The organism is Pseudomonas sp. Leaf434, assembly GCF_001425545.1.
GTDB lineage: Bacteria > Pseudomonadota > Gammaproteobacteria > Pseudomonadales > Pseudomonadaceae > Aquipseudomonas > Aquipseudomonas siliginis.
This window is the reverse complement of the sequence record NZ_LMQZ01000001.1, coordinates 1,527,509-1,546,741: the sequence shown is the minus strand read 5'-3', so window position 1 is coordinate 1,546,741 and position 19,233 is coordinate 1,527,509. Positions and strand designations below refer to the sequence as shown.

The 19,233-nt window shown below is 61.1% G+C and carries 22 protein-coding genes; 11 read left to right on the top strand and 11 right to left on the bottom strand.

Annotated features, from left to right (window positions below; genetic code table 11):
- Positions 1 to 53: 53 nt before the first annotated feature.
- Positions 54 to 725, bottom strand: a complete 672-nt coding sequence (locus ASG55_RS06855; RefSeq protein ID WP_056784803.1) for a response regulator transcription factor — start codon at positions 723 to 725, stop codon at positions 54 to 56.
- Between the two features lie 199 nt (positions 726 to 924).
- On the opposite strand from ASG55_RS06855, the gene ASG55_RS06850 reads away from it, so the two are divergent.
- From ASG55_RS06850 to ASG55_RS06825, 6 genes are all read left to right on the top strand, one after another.
- Positions 925 to 1,929: a GlxA family transcriptional regulator gene (locus ASG55_RS06850; protein WP_056784802.1), complete on the top strand. Its 1,005-nt coding sequence runs from the start codon at positions 925 to 927 to the stop codon at positions 1,927 to 1,929.
- Between the two features lie 96 nt (positions 1,930 to 2,025).
- Positions 2,026 to 2,382 carry a response regulator transcription factor gene (locus ASG55_RS06845; RefSeq protein WP_056784799.1) on the top strand — a complete coding sequence of 119 codons (357 nt, stop codon included), beginning with the start codon at positions 2,026 to 2,028 and terminating at the stop codon, positions 2,380 to 2,382.
- A 223-nt stretch (positions 2,383 to 2,605) separates the two neighbouring features.
- A complete protein-coding gene (locus tag ASG55_RS06840; RefSeq protein WP_056784796.1) occupies positions 2,606 to 3,808 on the top strand; it encodes an NAD(P)/FAD-dependent oxidoreductase in 1,203 nt (400 codons plus the stop codon).
- Positions 3,809 to 3,848: 40 nt separating this feature from the next.
- Entirely contained in the window at positions 3,849 to 4,781 is a 933-nt protein-coding gene (locus tag ASG55_RS06835; protein WP_056784793.1) for an MBL fold metallo-hydrolase, read from the top strand.
- A 178-nt stretch (positions 4,782 to 4,959) separates the two neighbouring features.
- A complete protein-coding gene (locus ASG55_RS06830) occupies positions 4,960 to 5,166 on the top strand; it encodes a hypothetical protein (protein ID WP_435406087.1) in 207 nt (68 codons plus the stop codon).
- Between the two features lie 84 nt (positions 5,167 to 5,250).
- The gene (locus tag ASG55_RS06825) at positions 5,251 to 5,499 is read left to right on the top strand and encodes a DUF6555 family protein (RefSeq protein ID WP_041480580.1); all 249 of its coding nucleotides are present in this window, start codon (positions 5,251 to 5,253) and stop codon (positions 5,497 to 5,499) included.
- 169 nt (positions 5,500 to 5,668) lie between these two features.
- On the opposite strand, the gene ASG55_RS06820 is transcribed toward ASG55_RS06825, so the two are convergent.
- Both ASG55_RS06820 and ASG55_RS06815 read right to left on the bottom strand, forming a co-directional pair.
- Positions 5,669 to 6,178, bottom strand: a complete 510-nt coding sequence (locus ASG55_RS06820; RefSeq protein WP_056784788.1) for a nucleoside deaminase — start codon at positions 6,176 to 6,178, stop codon at positions 5,669 to 5,671.
- A 33-nt stretch (positions 6,179 to 6,211) separates the two neighbouring features.
- Positions 6,212 to 7,552: a nucleobase:cation symporter-2 family protein gene (locus ASG55_RS06815; protein WP_056784786.1), complete on the bottom strand. Its 1,341-nt coding sequence runs from the start codon at positions 7,550 to 7,552 to the stop codon at positions 6,212 to 6,214.
- Positions 7,553 to 7,754: 202 nt separating this feature from the next.
- Here ASG55_RS06815 and ASG55_RS06810 point away from each other — a divergent pair, with 202 nt between their 5' ends.
- Positions 7,755 to 8,669, top strand: a complete 915-nt coding sequence (locus ASG55_RS06810; protein ID WP_056786800.1) for a LysR family transcriptional regulator — start codon at positions 7,755 to 7,757, stop codon at positions 8,667 to 8,669.
- On the opposite strand, the gene ASG55_RS06805 is transcribed toward ASG55_RS06810, so the two are convergent.
- Complete coding sequence (locus ASG55_RS06805) at positions 8,670 to 9,095, bottom strand: VOC family protein (protein ID WP_056784782.1); 426 nt, start codon at positions 9,093 to 9,095, stop codon at positions 8,670 to 8,672. It abuts the gene before it with no gap.
- Between the two features lie 168 nt (positions 9,096 to 9,263).
- Positions 9,264 to 9,716: a winged helix-turn-helix transcriptional regulator gene (locus tag ASG55_RS06800; RefSeq protein WP_056784779.1), complete on the bottom strand. Its 453-nt coding sequence runs from the start codon at positions 9,714 to 9,716 to the stop codon at positions 9,264 to 9,266.
- A gap of 107 nt (positions 9,717 to 9,823) precedes the next feature.
- Here ASG55_RS06800 and ASG55_RS06795 point away from each other — a divergent pair, with 107 nt between their 5' ends.
- Complete coding sequence (locus ASG55_RS06795) at positions 9,824 to 11,050, top strand: MFS transporter (RefSeq protein WP_056784776.1); 1,227 nt, start codon at positions 9,824 to 9,826, stop codon at positions 11,048 to 11,050.
- A 112-nt stretch (positions 11,051 to 11,162) separates the two neighbouring features.
- Here ASG55_RS06795 and ASG55_RS26970 read toward each other — a convergent pair whose 3' ends face one another.
- From ASG55_RS26970 to ASG55_RS06775, 5 genes are all read right to left on the bottom strand, one after another.
- A complete protein-coding gene (locus ASG55_RS26970) occupies positions 11,163 to 11,309 on the bottom strand; it encodes a hypothetical protein (RefSeq protein ID WP_164488341.1) in 147 nt (48 codons plus the stop codon).
- A gap of 108 nt (positions 11,310 to 11,417) precedes the next feature.
- Positions 11,418 to 11,645: a PLD nuclease N-terminal domain-containing protein gene (locus ASG55_RS06790; protein ID WP_056784773.1), complete on the bottom strand. Its 228-nt coding sequence runs from the start codon at positions 11,643 to 11,645 to the stop codon at positions 11,418 to 11,420.
- An 86-nt stretch (positions 11,646 to 11,731) separates the two neighbouring features.
- Positions 11,732 to 12,187: a DUF421 domain-containing protein gene (locus ASG55_RS06785; RefSeq protein ID WP_016774256.1), complete on the bottom strand. Its 456-nt coding sequence runs from the start codon at positions 12,185 to 12,187 to the stop codon at positions 11,732 to 11,734.
- Between the two features lie 7 nt (positions 12,188 to 12,194).
- The gene (locus ASG55_RS06780) at positions 12,195 to 12,713 is read right to left on the bottom strand and encodes a hypothetical protein (protein ID WP_056784771.1); all 519 of its coding nucleotides are present in this window, start codon (positions 12,711 to 12,713) and stop codon (positions 12,195 to 12,197) included.
- Positions 12,710 to 13,219 (bottom strand): CinA family protein, encoded by a 510-nt coding sequence (locus tag ASG55_RS06775; protein ID WP_056784769.1) that lies wholly within the window; start codon positions 13,217 to 13,219, stop codon positions 12,710 to 12,712. The genes ASG55_RS06780 and ASG55_RS06775 overlap by 4 nt, the downstream gene beginning before the upstream one ends.
- Positions 13,220 to 13,384: 165 nt before the next feature.
- On the opposite strand from ASG55_RS06775, the gene ASG55_RS06770 reads away from it, so the two are divergent.
- The gene (locus tag ASG55_RS06770) at positions 13,385 to 15,766 is read left to right on the top strand and encodes a DUF3772 domain-containing protein (protein ID WP_056784764.1); all 2,382 of its coding nucleotides are present in this window, start codon (positions 13,385 to 13,387) and stop codon (positions 15,764 to 15,766) included.
- 5 nt (positions 15,767 to 15,771) lie between these two features.
- On the opposite strand, the gene ASG55_RS06765 is transcribed toward ASG55_RS06770, so the two are convergent.
- Positions 15,772 to 16,785, bottom strand: a complete 1,014-nt coding sequence (locus ASG55_RS06765; protein WP_056786798.1) for a LacI family DNA-binding transcriptional regulator — start codon at positions 16,783 to 16,785, stop codon at positions 15,772 to 15,774.
- Between the two features lie 203 nt (positions 16,786 to 16,988).
- On the opposite strand from ASG55_RS06765, the gene ASG55_RS06760 reads away from it, so the two are divergent.
- Both ASG55_RS06760 and ASG55_RS06755 read left to right on the top strand, forming a co-directional pair.
- Positions 16,989 to 18,152 carry a Gfo/Idh/MocA family protein gene (locus tag ASG55_RS06760; RefSeq protein ID WP_082530261.1) on the top strand — a complete coding sequence of 388 codons (1,164 nt, stop codon included), beginning with the start codon at positions 16,989 to 16,991 and terminating at the stop codon, positions 18,150 to 18,152.
- Positions 18,142 to 19,224 carry a sugar phosphate isomerase/epimerase family protein gene (locus tag ASG55_RS06755; protein WP_056784758.1) on the top strand — a complete coding sequence of 361 codons (1,083 nt, stop codon included), beginning with the start codon at positions 18,142 to 18,144 and terminating at the stop codon, positions 19,222 to 19,224. Before ASG55_RS06760 ends, ASG55_RS06755 begins: the two co-directional genes overlap by 11 nt.
- Positions 19,225 to 19,233 lie beyond the last annotated feature (9 nt).

Here is a 19,233-nt window from a genome sequence, read left to right as displayed (position 1 = left end):
CGTCAACACTGCTCAGGTTTTTTGCCGCACGGTGAGTTGCACGTCGCCAGCGCTCAGGGGTTGCGCTGGACAGGCTCGATGCCCAGCGCTTCTGCGATACGCACCAGATCGGCCACTGAACGTGCGGCCATTTTGCGCATGACCTGGCCACGGTGGACCTTGACCGTGACCTCGCTGAGGTTGAGCTGTCCGGCAATCTGTTTGTTCATCAGCCCGGCAATGACGAAGCCGAGCACTTCGCGCTCACGTGCGGTCAGGGTTTGGTAAGCCCGACACAAAACGGCGCCGGAGTGTTCGGCTGCTAGCCGCGCACGGTCGCGAGCCAACGCACTGGCCACGGCGTCGAGCATGTCCTGATCACGGAACGGCTTGGCCAGAAAATCCACCGCGCCGGCCTTCATCGCCTTGACGCTCATGGCGATGTCGCCGTGGCCGGTCATGAACACCACAGGGATGCGCAAGCCATTTTTTTCCATCTGTTCCTGAAACGTCAGGCCACTTTCGCCGCGCAGGCGCACGTCGAGCACCAGGCAACCGGGTACCTCACGTTGCGCTTGCGCGAGAAAATCTCCGGCGCTGTCGAAGGTTCGCACCTGCAAGCCGATCGAGCGCAGCAAGCTGTCGAGCGCCTGGCGCATCGAGGCATCGTCATCGACCACGTACACCACTGGTTCGCCGAGCACATCGGGACTTTGCGCAGGGCTGGAATGCGACCACAAGGTCATTGTGTCTCCTCGGCGAGATCGCAGCACGCATTGGGCTGGTCAATAAATCTAGTTCAGGATGGCCACCGCAGCCAGACACCGGCCGGACGGTCAGCAATCAGGCTAACAGTCAGCACCATTGCCGGCCGGCCAGAAACCCCTGAAAATCGGCCAGGCTGAGGCAGTCCCGCCTCTAGCGCTGCAAACAGGCAGGCCCGCGATGTCCACTCATCCCGCTTTTACAACGGCCCCGCGCGACGTGGTGTTTATCGCCTACCCACGGCTGAGCCTGCTCGATCTCAGCGGTGCGCAGACCGTGTTCTGGGCGGCGAGCAAAGCCTTGGTCGAGCGCGGGCAGCCCGGTTATCAACTGCACACCGCCAGCCTCAGCGGCGGCTTGATCCCGACCGTCGAAGGGCTGGCCATCGACACCCAAGCGTTAACCACGCTCGACACCACCGCGCTGGACACGCTGGTCGTGCCCGGCGCCCCTGACATCTGCCAGACCCTTGAGGAGCACCGCGAACTGAGCGACTGGCTGCAGGACCATGCTCACCTCGCCCGCCGCGTGGTCTCGGTGTGCAGTGGTGCGTTTCTGCTGGCTCAGGCCGGATTGCTCGACGCCCGCCGCGCTGCCACTCACTGGGCGATGTGCGACGCTTTGCGCGATCGCTTTCCAGCGGTCGAGGTAGATGCCGACGCGATCTTCATTCAGCAAGGCAAGGTCTGGACCTCGGCCGGAGTCACCGCCGGGATCGATCTGGCGCTGGCGCTGGTAGAGGCCGATTACGGCCGTGAAGTGACGTTGCAAGTCGCGCGGGAATTGGTGGTGTACATCAAACGCCCCGGCGGCCAGGCGCAATACAGCACGCTGCTGCAATCGCAGGCGCAGGACGCTGCGATGTTCGATGATCTGCACCTTTGGCTCATGGAGCGCCTCGGCGACCCGAATCTGACGGTGGAGCGCCTCGCCGAGCAAGCCGCAATGAGCCTGCGCAACTTCACGCGGGTCTATAAAGCGCGCACCGGGCGCACACCGTCGAAAGCGCTCGAGCTGTTCCGGCTCGAAGCGGCCAAACGCCTGCTGGAAAACTCCCCGCACAAAATCGAACGAATCGCCCGCCTCTGCGGCTTCAACGATGAAGAACGCCTGCGCGCCTGCTTCCAGCGCCACCTGTCGATCTCCCCGCGCGACTACCGCAGTCGCTTCAGCCGCGATGGCTGAACCGCTATACCTACGTATAGTTTTGCCCGCTGGCCATCAGCGTATGGTGCAAGAACGACAGGAGTCACCAGCTCGGCCGCCCGGCCCGGGAGCTTTATGTACAAGACGCATGTCATTGCGGTAGTGGACGACGACGAGGCAATGCGCACATCGCTGAGCAGCCTGCTGCGAGCGTCGGGGTATCAGGTGTTCTGCTATGCGGCGCCAGCGGACTACCTTGACTCGGACGGGCCGGCGCAGACTGATTGTTTGATTTCCGATATTCAGATGCCGGGCATGGGTGGTTTGCAGATGCTGGATGCACTGCGGGCGCAAGGCTGGCGGATGCCGGTGATTTTTGTGTCGGCGCATGCGGGCAAAATGCCCAACAGCGTACCCGGGGTCATCGCGTGTCTGGCCAAGCCATTTCAGGCTGAACGTTTGCTCGCCTGCCTGGAAAAAGCGCTGGGTTGATCCTTTTTCCCCATACCTTCGTATACCCCCCTTCCACCCATGCGTACCCCACGCACACCGATGGACAACTGCGCTCGTAGCCTCCCCGCCCTAGCATGGCTCTACACAGCGGGCGATTGAGCGCCAGGCAGTACGGCAAGCAGTTACGGCGGCCAGTGATCGTCACGCCAGAGTCCGCATCGGACTCGGGTGTCATCCATCCATCAGCGTCAGGGAGCACATTATGAAACAGCAATTATTGGTGATCGGTGCAGGGTTCGGCGGGCTGTGGAGTGCGCTGAGCGCTGCGCGTTTGCTGGATATGCATGCCCGTCAGGATGTCGAGATCACGCTGCTCGCCCCGCAAGCGGAATTGCGTATTCGCCCGCGCTTCTACGAGCCGGACGTGCACAGCATGTACGCGCCGCTCGACGCGCTGTTCGATGCGGTGGGTGTGCGCTTCGTCAAAGGCACCGCTGAAAGCATCGACGCCCGGGCGCGCCGAATCGGTTACCGCGACGAGGCCGGGCGTCCGGGTGAACTGGCCTACGATCGGCTGGTTCTCGCCAGCGGCAGCCAGCTCGCTCGGCCTCCGGTGCCTGGCCTCAAGGAGCATGCGTTCGATGTCGATCAGATCGAATCCTCGGCGCGTCTGGAACGCCATCTCATCGCCCTCGGCAACCAACCGCCCAGCGTTGCGCGCAACACCGTGGTGGTCGCCGGTGGCGGTTTCACCGGGATTGAAACTGCGACGGAAATGCCGGCGCGCCTGCGCGCGATTCTCGGTGAGGATCAAGACCTGCGCGTGATCATTGTCGATCGCAGCAAGGACATCGCTGCGACCATGGGCGATGGCATTCGCCCGTCGATCATCGAGGCGTCCAATGACCTGGGTATCGAATGGATCGTCGATGCCAGCGTTGCCGCTGTGGATGCCAATGGCGTCACCCTCGCCGATGGCCGCCACATCGAAAGCCACACCGTGATCTGGACCGTAGGTTTCCGCGCCAGCCCGCTCACCGAACAACTCGACGCCGAACGCGATGGCCAGGGCCGCTTGCATGTCGATGGCAACCTCAAGGTGCACGGCATCGATCACGTCTTTGCCGCCGGTGATGTCGCTCGCGCCGCCACTGACGACCTCGGCAACTATGCCGCGATGTCTTGCCAGCATGCGATCAGCCTGGGTCGCTACGCCGGCAACAACGCCGCCGCCGATATCCTCGGCGTCGCTCCGACAATGTATCGCCAGCCCAAGTACGTGACTTGCCTGGATCTGGGCGCCTGGGGCGCGGTGTACACCGAAGGCTGGGATCGTCAGCTGAAACTGGTGAAGGCCGAAGCCAAAGAGCTGAAGACGCAGATCAACACGGTGTGGATCTACCCGCCCGCCGCCGAACGTCGCGCCGCCCTCGCGGCCGCCGATCCGCTGATCCCTGTAGCCTGATTTCACCCTCCGCTTTAGCCCTGAGAACAAGGAGAACACCATGACCCTGCATCTGGATTCCTTCACCGCCAACCGCGCGGTGGCCCTGCAAACGCAAAGCGAAGAACTGGTGCCGTCGCGCTACGCCCTGCGCCTGGGCGACATTGACGTGATGGTGATCAGCGACGGCGTGTTGCCGTTGCCGACCCAGACCATGTCAACCAATGCCGACCCCGCCGACCGTGCCGCCTGGTTCAAGGAAATGTATCTGGGCCCTGACGCCTTCGACTGGGCGCTCAACGTGCTGGTGGTGCGTAGCGGCGAACAAGTCATCCTCGTCGACGCCGGCCTCGGTGGCCAATTCCCCGGTTTCCCGCGCGCCGGGCAGTTCCCCAAGCGCCTGGCCGCTGCCGGGGTGGACCTCGCCGACATCACTGATATCGTCATCACGCACATGCACATGGACCATATCGGCGGCCTACTGGTCGACTCGGTGAAGAGCCGTCTGCGCCACGACGTGCGCATCCACGTCACCGCTGCCGAAGTGAATTTCTGGTCCACGCCAGACTTCACCAGCACCGACATGCCCGCACCAGTACCAGACGTCCTGCGCAGCACCGCCAACGCGTTCATCAACCACTATGAAAGCAAGTTGCACATATTCGAAGACGAATGTCAGGTTGCACCGGGCGTAGTTGCAAAACTCACCGGTGGTCATACGCCAGGGCACTGCGTGGTCTACGTCAACTCCGGTGGCGAGCGCCTGACCTTTGCCGGTGACGCGTTGTTCCCGGTGGCGTTCGATCACCCTGACTGGCACAACGGTTTCGAACACGATCCGACCAAATCGGTGGAAGTGCGCGTGCGCATGCTCAAGGAAGCCGCCGCCAGCGGCGAGCTGTTTATCGCCACGCATCTGGCCTTCCCTTCGGTGGGTAGGGTCGCGATCAATGGTGCTGCTTTCCGTTGGATACCTGCGATTTGGGATTACTGATTGCGCGCCTGAAATCTTCGCCCGGCTTCTGCCGGGCGAAACCTTTTTCACCGCCATTGCTACGCAGAACCGTGCGGGCGGTGACCATACTTCGGTTGCTGTGTACCCTTTCTGCATCAAGCAAATCTGAGCAGAGGATGGAGTGTTGGCATATCTGGATTGGGTGCAATGGCCGGCGATGCTGGTCACCGTTCTGGCCGCGTGGCTGATCGGTTCGCAACAACCGCAACGGCGCATGAGCGGCTTCGTTTGTTTCAGTCTGAGCAATTTGCTGTGGGTGATCTGGGGCGTCCATGCCGGGGCTTACGCGCTGATCGTTCTGCAGCTTTGCCTGTTCCTGATGAACCTGCGCGGCTTCATGAAGAACCGCGTTTCAGAGCGCTGAGTGACGATGATCATCTGGCCAGAAAATCCTTTGAATTTTTCTTGTCGGACAAAATCATTTACGTATGAGCGTAAGGAGGAACTCATGCGTAGCACCGATATTTTCGTCATCGAATACAAACATCACGACCAGCCAAAATCATTCGTCATCCGCGCCAAGAGTATGCGCAACGCCGACGCTTGGCATTGGGCGAGCTGTGACGCCGGTATTGCGCCGATTCCGAAACCGGGTAAACCACCGTTGAAAGTGGTTTCCAAACCCCAGGCCGAGCGCTATGGGATTACGGAGGTGAAGTGGCGCGAGACGGCAGCGCTGGACTGGACGGAGGCTTAGGCAAATCGGGTCGCCTGGCTGAGCTTGCAAGTCAGCCAGGCGCCCCACAACAGACCATGGGGGGCATTCCGCTGGGGAATGTGCGGTTATCGTCCCGGTGAAGTGACCAGTACCTGACCGCGCGAAACTGATCGTTCCTCACGCTCCGCGTGGGAACGATCAATAACAACTAAGACCAGAACCCTTTATGCGGCTCAGCCGCCTCTTCCTCCAGCATCGGCCCGAAAACGCTCACCGTGCGCTGCCCTCTGGCAAACACTTCGCGACACGGCAACGAGAACGTCGGGTTCTCGGGATGATCGCCGGTCAGCCCGAGCAAAGCATGTTCCGATAACGCATACACCACTCGCCCGACACCGGTCCAATACACCGCGCCCGCGCACATGCAGCAAGGTTCGGCGCTGGTGTACAGCGTGCACGCCTCCAGCTCCGGGGGTGACAACCGCTTCGCCGCCGCAGCGACCGCGACCAGTTCGGCGTGCTGGGTGGGATCACCTTCCGGCGGCATCGAATTGTTGCCCGCTTCGGCAATGACGTTGCCGTCGCGGTCCGCCACCAGCGCCGCAAACGGGTGCCGGCCACGTTGTTTCGACGCCTGTGACAGGGCGATGGTCTGGCGCAGCAATGCCAGGTCCAGATCGCTGACGCCGGCCGGGACAAGCTGAGTGAATTGATTCATGGGTAACTCCTGGGCAGTGAGAAAAGACAAAAGTCAGTCGGCCAGTTCGGCCGTGGAAGCGCCGACGGCGTCGGTCGATGGTTTTTGTTTGTTGAGCAAGAGGTTGAGCAGAATGGCGGTGATCGCACCGAGAAAAATGCCGCTGTCGAGCACCAGTTTCAGCGTCGGGCCGACATGTTCGAACAGGGCCGGAAACGACATCGGCAGGACGCCGACGCTGACCGACACCGCAACAATAATGGCGTTGCGTGTGCCCTCGAACTGCACCCGTGACAGTTCCTGAATGCCCGCCACCGTGGTCATGCCGAACATGACGATCGCGCAGCCGCCCAGCACCGGCGTCGGCACCGCCGCAATCAGCGCGCCGAGCTTTGGAAACAAGCCCATCAACACCATGATCGCGCCAGCGGCCGCAACGACGAAGCGGCTCTTGATGCTGGAAAGCGCAATCAGGCCGGTGTTTTGCGTGAAGGCGTTATAGGGAAAGCTGTTGAACAGACCACCGAGCATGGTCGACAAGCCGTCGGCGCGGAAGGCGTTACCGAGGGTCTGCTGCGTAGTCGGTTTGCCGACCAGTTTGCCGATGGCCAGGCAGTTGCCAGTGGTCTCGGCCATGATCACCAGCATCGCCAGGGTCATGATCAGAATCGGTACCAGAGAAAATTCCGGCGCACCGAACGCCATTGGCGCGCTCAACTCGAACCACGCCGCCTCGCTGACCCGATTGAAGTGCGTCATGCCGCAGGCGGCAGCGATCAGGCTGCCGACAAACAAGCCGATGAGCACACTGAGGTTACCGATGAAGCCGCTGAATTTCGCATAAATCACCAGCGTCACACTGACCGTGGCCAGACCCAGCAGCAGATTGGCCGGGCGACCGAAGTCAGGCGAATCGGGATTGCCGCCACCCAGCCAGATTGCCGCCGCCGGCATCAGTGAAATACCGATGATGGTGATCAGGCTGCCAATCACCACGGGCGGAAAGAATCGCAGCAAGCGGCTGAACACCGGCGCCAGTGCGATGGTCAGGAAGCCGGCGGCGATCACCGCCCCGAAGATCTGGCTGAGGCCGAACTCCTTGCCGATCATGATCATCGGCGCCAGCGCAATGAACGAGCAGCCCTGAATCAACGGTAAACGCGCGCCAAACTTCCAGAAGCCGAGGGTCTGAATTAACGTCGCCACACCGGACGTCAGCAGGTTGGCGTTGATCAGTAAAACCACCTGAGCCGACGTCAGCCCCATCGCACTGCCGAGAATCAGCGGCACCGCCACCGCTCCCGCATACATCACCAGAACATGCTGCAGACCGAAGGTGAAAAGCTGCCGCAGGGGCAACACCTCGTCGACCGGGTGAACGCGTTGTGTAGTCATGGCACAAGCTCCTGAAGGGGCAGCGTTGGTTGTAATCGCGGGCGCTCAGGGACAGACGCACAAACAGAATCGGCCCCGGCGTTCGAAGACGCGGGGTCATCCTTGAATGTTTTTAACGATGAAACAAATTGGCAACCATCGCTTTTTTCGATGGCAAAGACGCGGCACAATCGCCGTCTCGCTCAAGCTCGGAGTACACCGCGTGCGCTTCTCACTCGATCAGTTGCTGATGTTCGTCCAGGTGGTGAAAAGCGGCTCGTTCTCCGCCGCCGGGCGCAAGCTGGGCAAGACGCAATCGACCATCAGCGCGGCGATCGCCAATCTGGAAACCGACCTTGGCGTCGAGTTGTTCGACCGCAGCAATCGCAGCCCTGCCCTCACCGCCAGCGGGCATAAATTGCTGGTCCAGGCAGAGGCGGTACTGGAGCGCTGCATGACCTTCGAGGCCCACGCTGATTGCCTTTCCGATAGCGTCGAACCGAGCCTGACCCTGGCGATTGAAACGCCGTACGGCCCGATCATGCCGGTGCTGCAAGCGTTCGAGCAGGCCTTTCCGTTTGTCGATCTGATCATTCGCCACCCGGTCTACGGCGATGTCAGCGAACTGGTCAGCAGTGGCGAGGCGGTGCTGGGCGTGGCGTTTTCGCAGCCGGGCTATCCCCGGGAACTGGCGTTCCAGCAACTGGGCAAACTGATCATGCTGCACGTCTGTCATCCCGATCATCCGCTGGCGCAACTGGACATCGTCACGTTCGACGATTTGCACGTGCATCGGCGCCTGGCGTTCAGTGCGCACGCCAGCAAACTGCCGAGCAGTGAATACCTGCGTTCGACGCAGCTGTGGCAAGCGGAAAGCTATCTGGCCCTGCTCGAAATGGTCCGCGCCGGCCTCGGCTGGGCGACCCTGCCGCGCCAGCTGATCCAGCGTGAACTGGGCAATGGCGAACTGGTCGAGTTGCAGCTGTCGGCGTACCCGCATACCGACTGGCAAATCGGCGTCGACCTGTTATGGGCACGCCAACGGCCACTAGGGACGGCCGAGCGCTGGCTTAAGGAAAAGCTGCAGGCCAACAAGGTCTATGAGCGCGATCGCAACGGGCAGATCACTACGCTGTGATCATTTGGCAAACACCTGACTCATGTCTTTGAACGCCTTGAATTCCAGCGCATTGCCGCAGGGGTCGAGCAGAAACATGGTCGCCTGTTCGCCGACCTGCCCCTTGAATCGAATGTAGGGCTCGATCACAAATCGCGTGCCGAATGACTTCAGTCGCTCGGCCAGTGCTTCCCTTTGCTGCCACTCTAAAATGACACCGAAGTGCGGGACCGGTACGTCGTGACCGTCTACCGGGTTGCTATTAACGCTTTCCTGGGCAGCCGTTTTCGGCTGTTCGTGGATGACCAACTGGTGGCCGTAGAAGTTGAAGTCGACCCATTGCGCGCTGGACCGGCCCTCGTCCAGGCCGAACACTTCACCGTAAAAACGCCGGCAAGCGGCAAGGTCGTAAACCGGGATGGCGAGGTGGAAAGGCGAAAGACTCATCAGGCACTCCGGCAATCGCGTTGGTTAAACCAATCTGGCAACGGCGCACCGCTGCTGCTCGAGGTTGGAAACAGCCTAGATCAGAAACTCGCCAGATGCCGACCCGACGTTCCATGCCCTGAGATAGCGCGTCTGTGAATACGCGCCACGACTATCTGCTCGGCTTCTTTACCGGCGCGTCACCACTTTTCGGTGACAGTCTGCCGGGGCCAGCACCGCGCCGGCGCTGGAGCGCACGACGATAGTTTCGACGGGCTCGGCCCGTTCGTTGTCGAGCAGGATCGAGTGCTCCTCCCCCTCGACAAACAGAAAACGCTCGCCCCACTGCCGCAGGCTGACGACGATGGGGAACACCGCCCGGCCCATGTCGGTGAGCACGTATTCCTTGTAGGCGCTGCCATCGGACGCGGGCTGAATCTGCAACACGCCGAGCTCGACGAGCATTTTCAGTTTGACCGTGAGGATGTTCTTGGCCAAGCCCAGACGTTTCTGGAATTCACTGAAACGGCGCACGTCATCGAACGCATCGCGAATGATCATCAAGGCCCAGCGATCGCCAATGGCTTCGAGTGTTCGGGCCACCGGGCATTCGCTCTGCGCCAATGTTTGTTGTCGGGCCATGTGATTCCTGATGGATCGGCTATTGAATGTGGTTGCATTTAACAACCCGATTGAATAAAGATCAACGTATCGGTTTCAATTCAAAACCACACTACGAGGAAGCAAGGATGCCGTGTCAGACGCAAACCCTGATCAATGCGCAAGCCGCAGCTGACAGCGCAAGGACCGAGCTGAGTCGTTTGCAGACTTTTCTCTTTGCAATCACCTGCGCGATGGCAGTGGCCAATGTTTATTTCGCACAGCCATTGTTGGAATCGATGGCCGCCAGCCTCGGCGTTTCACCCGGTGCAATCGGCGTTGTGGTCACGGCCACGCAAGCCGGGTATGCGGTCGGGCTGCTGTTCATTGTGCCGCTGGGTGATCTGCTCGATCGCAAGAAACTCATCGTCAGCCAACTGCTTTTGTCTGCAACGGCGCTGTGTGCCGTGGGCCTGTCCGAGAGCTGGGGAGTGTTGCTCGGCGCCATGATGCTGGTGGGTCTGCTGGCGGTGGTGGTGCAAGTGGTGGTCGCCTGCACCGCCAGCCTTGCTCGTCCGGAACAGCGCGGCGCCGCCGTAGGCACCGTCACCAGTGGCGTGGTGCTGGGCATTTTGCTGGCGCGTTTCGTTTCCGGCGTAGTGGCTGATCTGGCCGGTTGGCGCGGCGTGTATTTTGTCTCGGCAGTCATGATGATCGGCATGGCTCTGCTGTTATGGCGCACCCTGCCCGCCTCGGCAAAACCGCCCGCACAGGGCAGCTATCGGCAATTGCTGCGCTCGATGTTCCAACTTTTTTTGACTGAGCGGGTATTGCGCATCAGAGGTATCTTCGCCCTGCTGATCTTCGCCGCGTTCAGTGTGTTGTGGACGTCGATGGTGCTGCCGCTCAGCGCCCCGCCCCTGTCGTTGTCCCACACGCAGATCGGCCTGTTCGGACTGGCCGGAGTGGCGGGCGCGCTCGCCGCCGCACGGGCTGGGCGCCTGGCCGATCGCGGCTTGGGCAATCGCACCACCGGCATCGCCCTGGCGCTGTTGACGCTGTCCTGGCTACCCATCGCATTTGTCGACAGTTCGCTGCTGGCGATGGCCGTCGGAGTAATCCTGCTCGACTTCGCCGTGCAAGCGGTGCACGTCACCAATCAAAGCCTGATCTTCGCCGCACGGCCCGATGCGCAGAGCCGACTGGTCGGTGCGTATATGTGTTTTTACTCGGTGGGCAGTGGTTTGGGCGCCATCGCGGCGACGTATACCTATGCGCACTCTGGCTGGGTGGCGGTGTGTTTTCTCGGGGGCGGGATCAGTGCTGTGGCACTGATGTATTGGGTGTGGCTGGAGTACGTTTATTCACACGACTGAACCAATGTGGGAGCGAGCCTGCTCGCGAAGACTAAGCATCAGTCAGCAGCGAATTGTCTGACCTGACGCCTTCGCGAGCAGGCTCGCTCCCACAGGGATTACTCGCCAGCAGTTACTTGCCCTCCTCAGGCTTCTCGGTCTGCATCTGCACCGACGGTTTGCTTTTGTCACCATCCTTGTTGGGTGCATCGTTGGAATCGAAGCAGCCGCTCAACAGAAACACTGAGCAGAACCCCAGACATACGCAGATTTTCTTCATGACAATCTCCTTTCAGCAGTGGTATTGCTACCCGGTTCAAGCTTGACCTAGCATCGTTTACCTTCTTCCGGAATGTGCGCAAATTCATTGCAGGACTGCATCGGGCTCTCAGCCCTTACTGTGCTCCGGCGACGAAGGCCCTTCCTTGACGCCGCGCGGGCCAGCGATGCCCCACACGATCAGGCCGAGCACCGGGAAGACAATCAAGCCGATCGCCCAGGCGGCTTTGATGCCGACGCTCTTGTTGCTGCGAAACACACTGACAATCGCCCACAGGTCGACCAGCAGAATGATCACCGCCACGGCGATGGAGAAGTAACTCGCTGCCTCGTTCATTTCGCAATCCTCCGATGACTTGTAAGCATTGGGCTGCGGGGCTTTTTCAGCGTTCAAAAAAATTGCGCGTGCGCGGCGCCAAAGGCTCAGCCGCCTTCCGGATCCTGGCGGATCACGGAAATCTTGCCGTTGCGCTCGATGATCGCGAACTTGATCTGGTCGATGGTTTCAATGCCCTGACTGGAGCGCGCCGCCTCCATGACATCCGCCTCGACCAGCCGCGCATGGCGCAGACGCCGCTGCAACAGCTTGCCGTTCTCGACAATGATCGTTGGTTCACCATCGATCAGCCGCGAGATCCAGCTGGACCGCTGCTTGAGCAAAGAGAACCCAACGTCGATGGCGATCAGGGTGATGATCACCAGAAACGCATTGGTCAGGGAAAAATCATCACCAAGCAGCGCTTGCTGGGTGGCTTCACCGATGATCATCAGCAAGACGAAATCAAACGTCGTCAGCTCGGCCAACGAACGCCGACCGGCAATTTTGAACAGCACCATCAGTGCCAGATACATCGCGAGTGCGCGCAACACCGAGTCCATGGGTCACCTATGGATAAATGAATTGAGTGAGCATCACTTCGCTCGAGCCCGGCGCGCGGATATGACTGCGAAACAGCCCCAGTCCGTCGCCGCGCAGGGTCAGATAAAGCGTTGCCTGGCCCTGCGTATCCGCCTGCAACCACAAACGCATGCCCTGCGCTGAGCTGCGCATACGCACCGGCGCCGGCTGCATGGTTTCGATGCTGAAGCCATTGAGCATCTCGCCGCCGATGTCCAATTCGACGGTAGCTTCAGGCGTCGCGTGCACGCTGAGTTTCAGCGGGTTGGTCGAGCCGTTGCGGTGGAACATCTCGTACTCGACCTGGACTTTGCCATCGTCGCTGCGGGCGTCCTGCGAACTGAGCACGCCCCGGGAAAACAGCCCCAACAGACCCAGCAGCATGCACAGCACCAGCAGATACCAACCGATGCGCTCGAAGCGCCAGACCTTCAGTTGATAGGCCATGTCCTCCTGCACCGGGAATCGTCGGCTTTGCAGATCGGGATGCTCAGCGTCGGGCTTCATCGGCGCCACCCTCCTTCGCCGCGCAAGGCGCGACGGTGATAGGCCGGCAACTGCTGCAAGGCGAATTCACAGGCCAGGGTCTGCACTTCACTCCGCGATCCGGGAAACCATTGCCGGGTGCTGAACAGAAAATGTCGGTCATCGAACTGAAACGCCCAGGCGAAACACACCGTGCCGGCCTTGATGCCATCCATATCGTCGGGGCCGAGAATGCCGGTGGTGGCGACGGCGACGTTGGCCGTGCTGTCGCGCAACGCACCAATGGCCATTTCACTGGCAACTTCCACGCTGGTCAGATTGAAGGTTTCCATGGTCGCCGGGCTGACGTGGAGCAAGCGCTGCTTGGCCTGCGGCGAATAGACCACGTAGCCGCATTCGATCAGCTCGCCGCTGCCGGGCACTTCCGACAGCAACATGACGATTTCCCCGGCCGTGCAGGATTCGGCGGTGGTGATGATCAGCGAATGTTGGCGCAGGTATTCAATCGTTTCCTTGGCGATGGACATGGCACGCTCTCGAAGCTGTTATTGCCGGTTGACCGCTCGCTGTGCGGATCATTCCGCTGGACTGGATGAGCGTATACCCGCCTCTTCCAGTGAAAGTTTTCCGCCCTGTTCGGCACGATCACCTACCCTCATAGACTGTGTGATCCACTCGAGCCCGCCGCCCCCATGCGTTGTTCATTCAAGTCGTTGTTTTTGATTCTGTTCCTGCTGCTGATGCCGGGCAGCGCTGCGCCGTGGGCAGCGGAGCCTGCCGCGCCGGCGAACTCAGGCGCAGCGCCGCTACCTGTGATTTCGCAAAGCGATCTGCAAGCCCTGCAACAACGCCTCGACGGGCTCAAGCAGCAGATCTCGGCAGCGAACAATTACAACCAGCTCGAAGGCCCGCAGGATCGGGTGCAGGCGTTCATTCTCGATGTCGATCGGTTGTCGGCAGCGCTGTTGCCGCAACAGGCGCAACTGGCGGTGCAACTGGGCGTGCTCGGCACCGCTCCAGACGCTGAGGTGGCTGCCGAGCAAGCCGATATCGTCGCGCAACGGGCTGCGCTGGCGGAACAGAAAAGCAAGGTCGACGGCACCCTGAAAAGCCTCGCCGCACTGAAACAGAATGCCGCCGACCTGATCACGCAAATCGCCGGCATCCGCCGCACGCTACTGGAAAGCGAACTGACCCTGAGCACGCGCAGTGTGTTGAGTCCGCAGTTCTGGGCGCCACTGATCAATCCAAGCGAGGACGACCGCCAGCGCCTGCGACTGTTCGTCGAGCAGGTGGCTGACGTATGGGCCACGGTCTGGGCGCCGGGCGAGCGGTTTTACACCTGCGTACTGGTGCTGCTGGCGCTGCTGATCTGGACCTTCGGCCGACGTCTGGCTGAGCGCGGGCTGACCTGGTTCTGCATTCATCGCGTGGCGGAGGGCCGACTGCGCCGCAGTGCCTTGGCCTTCGCCTCAGCCATAGCGACCTTCATCACCACCGCCATCGCCCTGAAGCTGCTGTTCTACGCCTGCACCCGCCACGACGCCCTGCCGCCGGTGCTGGAAACCTTCTCCGAAGAGTTCGAAAAAGTCGTCTATGCCTGCGTGCTGATCACCGGGCTCAGCCGTGCATTGCTGTCCACCGAGCACCCGTCGTGGCGCCTGCCGGCAATTGCTGATCCAGTGGCGCTGGCCCTCAAGCCTTATCCGCGAATCCTCGCCTGCGCGTTGCTGGTGTTGGTGACGCTGGTACAAGTCGCCAATGCCACAGGCATGAGCAGCCACATCGTGATGGCCGGGCGCGGCGTGATTTCCATGGTGGTGCTGGCGATCATCGGCACGATGCTGGTGCGCGTGGGCAAAGTGCGCAAGGCCTTGGTCGCCGCCAACGACGCTTCGGCGACGAACAGCGTGTTCGCCGGGCTGATCTACAGCGTCGCCAGCGTCTCGATGTTTGTCACGGCCATTGCCCTGCTTGCCGGCTATGTTTCGCTGGCGCGGTTCATCAGTTATGAACTGGTGTGGAGCTACGTCGTGCTGTCGGGCTTCTATTTGCTCATTCAGTTGGTCAAGGACGCATGTGAACACTTGTTTTCACCGAAACACGCGAGCGGCCAGGCGCTCAAGCAATTGCTCGGGGTCAGCGATCGACGCCTTGAGCAAACGTCGATCCTGTTGTCCGGCGTCAGCCGCGCCGGCCTGATGCTGATGGCGCTGATTTCGTTGTTTGTCGGCGGCATCGGCACCACGCTCGGCCAACTGGTCACCAACATCATGTCGATTCTTGGCGGCGCCGGTTTGCGCAAGCTGAATATCGTCCCCGGGCACCTGCTCAATGCGCTGCTGGCGCTGCTGATCGGCATCTGGCTGATCCGTACATTGAGCCGCTGGCTCGACAACGAATTCCTGCCCAAGACCGACATGGACCCGGGCATGTGCGCGTCGCTGAGCACGCTGTTCTCCAATATCGGCTACGCCTTCGTGATTCTGCTGACGCTGTCGTCGCTGGGCGTGCAGTGGACCAATCTGGCGTGGATCGTCAGTGCGCTATCCGTCGGTATCGGCTTTGGCTTGCAGGAGATCGTCAAGAACTTCGTCTCCGGCCTGATTCTGCTCACCGAGCGCCCGGTCAAGGTCGGCGACCTGATCAGCATCAGCGGCGTCGAGGGCGACATCCGCCGGATCAACGTGCGCGCCACGGAAATCCAGCTCAGCGACCGCTCGATCGTGATCGTGCCCAACTCGCAGCTGATCTCGCAGAACCTGCGCAACGTTACCCTCGGCGGCAGCGCTCAGGGCGTGGCATCGCTGGAGCTGTTGTTTCCGCTGGATATCGATCCTGAGCAGGTCAAACAACTGCTGCTGGATGCGTATCACGAGAACGAAACCATCCTCGATAAACCGGCGCCATTCGTGCGCTTCAGCAAGTTGTCCCAGGACGGAATAACTCTCACGGTCACCGGATATGTCGGCAGTCCAAGGATCGTCGGGCTGACCAAGAGTGATTTGTTGTTTGAGGTCCTGAAGCGTTTGGGTGCGGCGGGGATTGCGCTGGCGAAACCGCCAGCGGCGTGATCAGGTTAGCGCTTGCCCGTGTTGTCGATGCGGGCCGTGCTGCTGCGTGGCGTCAGCTCGAACGGCAGGACGACATGCCTTTCTGCCAGCGGCCGCTTTTCGATCAGGGCAATCAGCATCTCGACCGCCTTGGCCCCGAAGGCCTCGGCTGGTTGCGAGATGGTGGTCAGCGGCGGATCGCAGAACGCAGCCATGGGAATGTCATCGAAACCCACCACTGAAATATCTTCGGGCACACGCAGCCCAGCCTGCCGGATGCGCTTGAATGCACCAATGGCCATTTCATCGTTTTCACAGAACAGCGCACTCGGTCGTTCGGCCAATGCGAGCATCTTTTGCGCGCCGGCAAAACCGGCCTCGAGGCTGAAATTGCCATGGCAGATCAGTGCTTCATCGATGGCAATCCCGGCTTCGCGCAGTGCCGCTTCGTAACCCGCCAGTCGATCCAGAGTCAGCGGGCTGTTTTTCGAGCCCTTGATCAGGCCGATGCGTCGGTGCCCCAATGCGATCAGATGTTCGGTCATGGCTTTGGCGGCGGCAACGTTGTCCAGGCTGATGGTTGGATAACGTCCGGCCTTGAGCACTTCGCAGGCGTTCACGATCGGCGGCACATCGGCGTCGGCCGGAGCGTTTTCGAAAGGATCGTAGGCGCGCAACTGAATCACCCCGTCGGCCTGATAGGCGTACACCAGCTCGGCGAATTGTCGCTCCAGTTCTTCCCGGCCCTGAGTGTCGCAGAGCAGCAAGCGATAGCCAGCCGCCTGCGCCGCTTGCTGCGCGCCGCTGATGACCCGGGCAAAGAAGGTATTGGCGATGGTCGGCACCAGAATCACCAGATTGCCGGTGCGCCGCGAGCGAAACTGCACGGCCATCAGGTTCGGCCGATAGCCGGCCTGCTCCACGGCGGCCATGACGCGCTCACGGGTTGGCGCGAGCACACGCTCGGGCGATTTCAAAGTCCTCGAAACCGTCGCCACGGAAACCCCGGCCAGCCGAGCCACTTCGCGAATATTGGACAAAACCACCTCGTTGTTTCATGCCGATCAGGCGCGGAGCTTACCGCAGGCGACGAGCGATCGAAACGCTGTCGATCATCCGCTGGCATTTGACACCCGGCTATTTCACGCCTAGATTTCGCCCACGATGTAACCGGTTACATCACTCATCAACATTGCATCCAGCTACCGAGACGACTGCCATGTACGCTGCCGCAAAAATAAGAATGGGTTTTGTCGGAGGCGGTGAAGGTTCATTCATTGCCCGTGCCCACCGGCAAGCCGCCGGCCTCGACGGACGCTTCGAACTGGTCTGTGGCGCGTTCAGCCGCGACTCGGAGAATAATCAGCGCACCGCTGCGACCCTGGGAGTGTCCGCCGAACGTTGTTACGACGATTGGCAAACCCTGCTTACCCGCGAGGCCGCCCTGCCCGCCGAGCAACGCATGCAACTGCTGGTCATCGTCACCCCCAATCATCTGCACGCACCGATTGCCCGTGAGGCATTGAGCGCCGGTTTTCACGTGTTCAGCGAGAAACCCGCGGCGCTGAATCTCGCCGAGGTGCAGGCGCTGCATTCGGTGGTGATCAACAGCCAGCGAATTTACGGGCTGGCGCACACCTACCTCGGTTACGCGATGGTCTGGCAGGCCCGCGAAATGGTCGCCAGCGGCGTGCTCGGGCACGTGCGCAAAGTCATCGTCGAGTACCCGCAAGGCTGGCTCAGCACCGATGTCGCCGGGCAAGGCAACAAGCAGGCCGGCTGGCGCGACGATCCGGCGCAATCCGGGATCGGCGGCTGCATTGGCGACATCGGCACCCATGCGTTTTCCCTCGCCGAGTTCGTTGCCGGCCAGTCGATCCAGTTCATCAGCGCAATGCTCGGTTCGCATGTCGAGGGTCGGCAACTGGATGACGATGTGGCGATGCTGTTCAAAATGAGCGACGGCGCCAGTGGTGTATTGCTCGCCAGCCAAGTCTGCGCCGGTGAGGAAAACCCGCTGAAGATCCGCGTCTACGGTGACAAGGGTGGGCTGGAATGGCGTCAGGAAGAGCCGGCCAGTCTGATTCATCGACCGTTGAATGAACCGATGCGTATTCTGCGATCCGGAGTCGGTCAGCCGTGGTTGTGTGACGCTGCCAGTCAGCGCATGCGCCTGCCCGCCGGGCATCCCGAGGGTTATCTGGAAGCGATGGCCAACCTGTACGGCGATCTCGCCGAGGCGATTGTTCAAGGCGTCGAAGGCCATCAGGCCCCGGGCATACCGGGCATCGAGACCGGCCTGCGCGGCATGGCCTTCATTGAAACCGCCATCGCCAATCACCTTGGCAATGAAAAGTGGAGCGAGATACCCGGCCCACTGACAGGAGCCCAGCACAATGAACAGTGATCAGCAAAATTTGACTGGCCTGAAAGGTCCGGGGATTTTCCTCGCGCAATTCATCGCCGACGAAGCGCCTTTCGACTCCCTCGCCAACATCGCCGAGTGGGCAGCCTCGCAAGGCTATAAAGCCATTCAGGTACCGACCCTCGGCACGCGGTTCATCGATTTGCAGCGCGCCGCTGAAAGTCAGGATTACTGCGACGAACTCATCGCCGTCTGCGCCCGCGCCGGTGTGGTGATCAGTGAGCTGTCGACGCACCTGCAAGGGCAATTGGTCGCTGTGCATCCGGCGTTCGACAGTCTGTTCGACGACTTCGCCCCGCCAGCGCTGCGCGGCAAGCCGCAGGAGCGCACCGAGTGGGCCATCGAGCAGTTGAAACTGGCGGCCCGTGCCAGCCAGCGTCTCGGACTCAAGGCCCATGCGACCTTCTCCGGCGCCCTGCTCTGGCCATACGTCTATCCATGGCCGCAACGTCCGGCCGGTTTGGTCGAGCAAGGTTTCGCCGAACTGGGCAAGCGCTGGCTGCCGATTCTCGACTGCTTCGAAGAGGCTGGCGTTGATCTGTGCTACGAAATCCATCCCGGCGAAGACTTGCATGACGGCGCGTCGTTCGAGCAGTTTCTTGAGGCGGTGAATCATCACCCCCGCGCCGCAATTCTCTATGACCCGAGCCACCTGCTGCTGCAGCAAATGGATTACCTCGGCTTCATCGACCGTTACCACCAACGCATCCGCATGTTCCACGTCAAGGATGCCGAGTTCCGCCCCGATGCGCGCTCCGGCGTCTACGGCGGCTATCAGGGCTGGGTCGAGCGTCCCGGGCGCTTCCGCTCGCTGGGCGACGGCCAGATCGATTTCAAATCGATCTTCAGCAAATTGTGCCAATACGACTTCAACGGCTGGGCCGTGCTCGAGTGGGAATGCTGCCTGAAAGACTCTGCACAGGGCGCGGCGGAAGGCGCGGCGTTCATCGAGCGACACATGATCCGCAAGACCGCCAAAGCCTTCGACGACTTCGCCGGGGTCAGCGCCGATGCCGCTTCCAACCGGCGCTTGCTCGGCCTGACTGACGACTGATTCATCCGC

Excerpts from the sequence above, each read along its gene's own strand:
- ASG55_RS06855 (WP_056784803.1), bottom strand. The coding sequence starts at position 725 with ATGACCTTGTGGTCGCATTCCAGCCCTGCGCAAAGTCCCGATGTGCTC.
- ASG55_RS06850 (WP_056784802.1), top strand. The coding sequence starts at position 925 with ATGTCCACTCATCCCGCTTTTACAACGGCCCCGCGCGACGTGGTGTTT.
- ASG55_RS06845 (WP_056784799.1), top strand. The coding sequence starts at position 2,026 with ATGTACAAGACGCATGTCATTGCGGTAGTGGACGACGACGAGGCAATG.
- ASG55_RS06840 (WP_056784796.1), top strand. The coding sequence starts at position 2,606 with ATGAAACAGCAATTATTGGTGATCGGTGCAGGGTTCGGCGGGCTGTGG.
- ASG55_RS06835 (WP_056784793.1), top strand. The coding sequence starts at position 3,849 with ATGACCCTGCATCTGGATTCCTTCACCGCCAACCGCGCGGTGGCCCTG.
- ASG55_RS06830 (WP_435406087.1), top strand. The coding sequence starts at position 4,960 with ATGCTGGTCACCGTTCTGGCCGCGTGGCTGATCGGTTCGCAACAACCG.
- ASG55_RS06825 (WP_041480580.1), top strand. The coding sequence starts at position 5,251 with ATGCGTAGCACCGATATTTTCGTCATCGAATACAAACATCACGACCAG.
- ASG55_RS06820 (WP_056784788.1), bottom strand. The coding sequence starts at position 6,178 with ATGAATCAATTCACTCAGCTTGTCCCGGCCGGCGTCAGCGATCTGGAC.
- ASG55_RS06815 (WP_056784786.1), bottom strand. The coding sequence starts at position 7,552 with ATGACTACACAACGCGTTCACCCGGTCGACGAGGTGTTGCCCCTGCGG.
- ASG55_RS06805 (WP_056784782.1), bottom strand. The coding sequence starts at position 9,095 with ATGAGTCTTTCGCCTTTCCACCTCGCCATCCCGGTTTACGACCTTGCC.
- ASG55_RS06800 (WP_056784779.1), bottom strand. The coding sequence starts at position 9,716 with ATGGCCCGACAACAAACATTGGCGCAGAGCGAATGCCCGGTGGCCCGA.
- ASG55_RS06795 (WP_056784776.1), top strand. The coding sequence starts at position 9,824 with ATGCCGTGTCAGACGCAAACCCTGATCAATGCGCAAGCCGCAGCTGAC.
- ASG55_RS26970 (WP_164488341.1), bottom strand. The coding sequence starts at position 11,309 with ATGAAGAAAATCTGCGTATGTCTGGGGTTCTGCTCAGTGTTTCTGTTG.
- ASG55_RS06790 (WP_056784773.1), bottom strand. The coding sequence starts at position 11,645 with ATGAACGAGGCAGCGAGTTACTTCTCCATCGCCGTGGCGGTGATCATT.
- ASG55_RS06785 (WP_016774256.1), bottom strand. The coding sequence starts at position 12,187 with ATGGACTCGGTGTTGCGCGCACTCGCGATGTATCTGGCACTGATGGTG.
- ASG55_RS06780 (WP_056784771.1), bottom strand. The coding sequence starts at position 12,713 with ATGAAGCCCGACGCTGAGCATCCCGATCTGCAAAGCCGACGATTCCCG.
- ASG55_RS06775 (WP_056784769.1), bottom strand. The coding sequence starts at position 13,219 with ATGTCCATCGCCAAGGAAACGATTGAATACCTGCGCCAACATTCGCTG.
- ASG55_RS06770 (WP_056784764.1), top strand. The coding sequence starts at position 13,385 with ATGCGTTGTTCATTCAAGTCGTTGTTTTTGATTCTGTTCCTGCTGCTG.
- ASG55_RS06760 (WP_082530261.1), top strand. The coding sequence starts at position 16,989 with ATGGGTTTTGTCGGAGGCGGTGAAGGTTCATTCATTGCCCGTGCCCAC.
- ASG55_RS06755 (WP_056784758.1), top strand. The coding sequence starts at position 18,142 with ATGAACAGTGATCAGCAAAATTTGACTGGCCTGAAAGGTCCGGGGATT.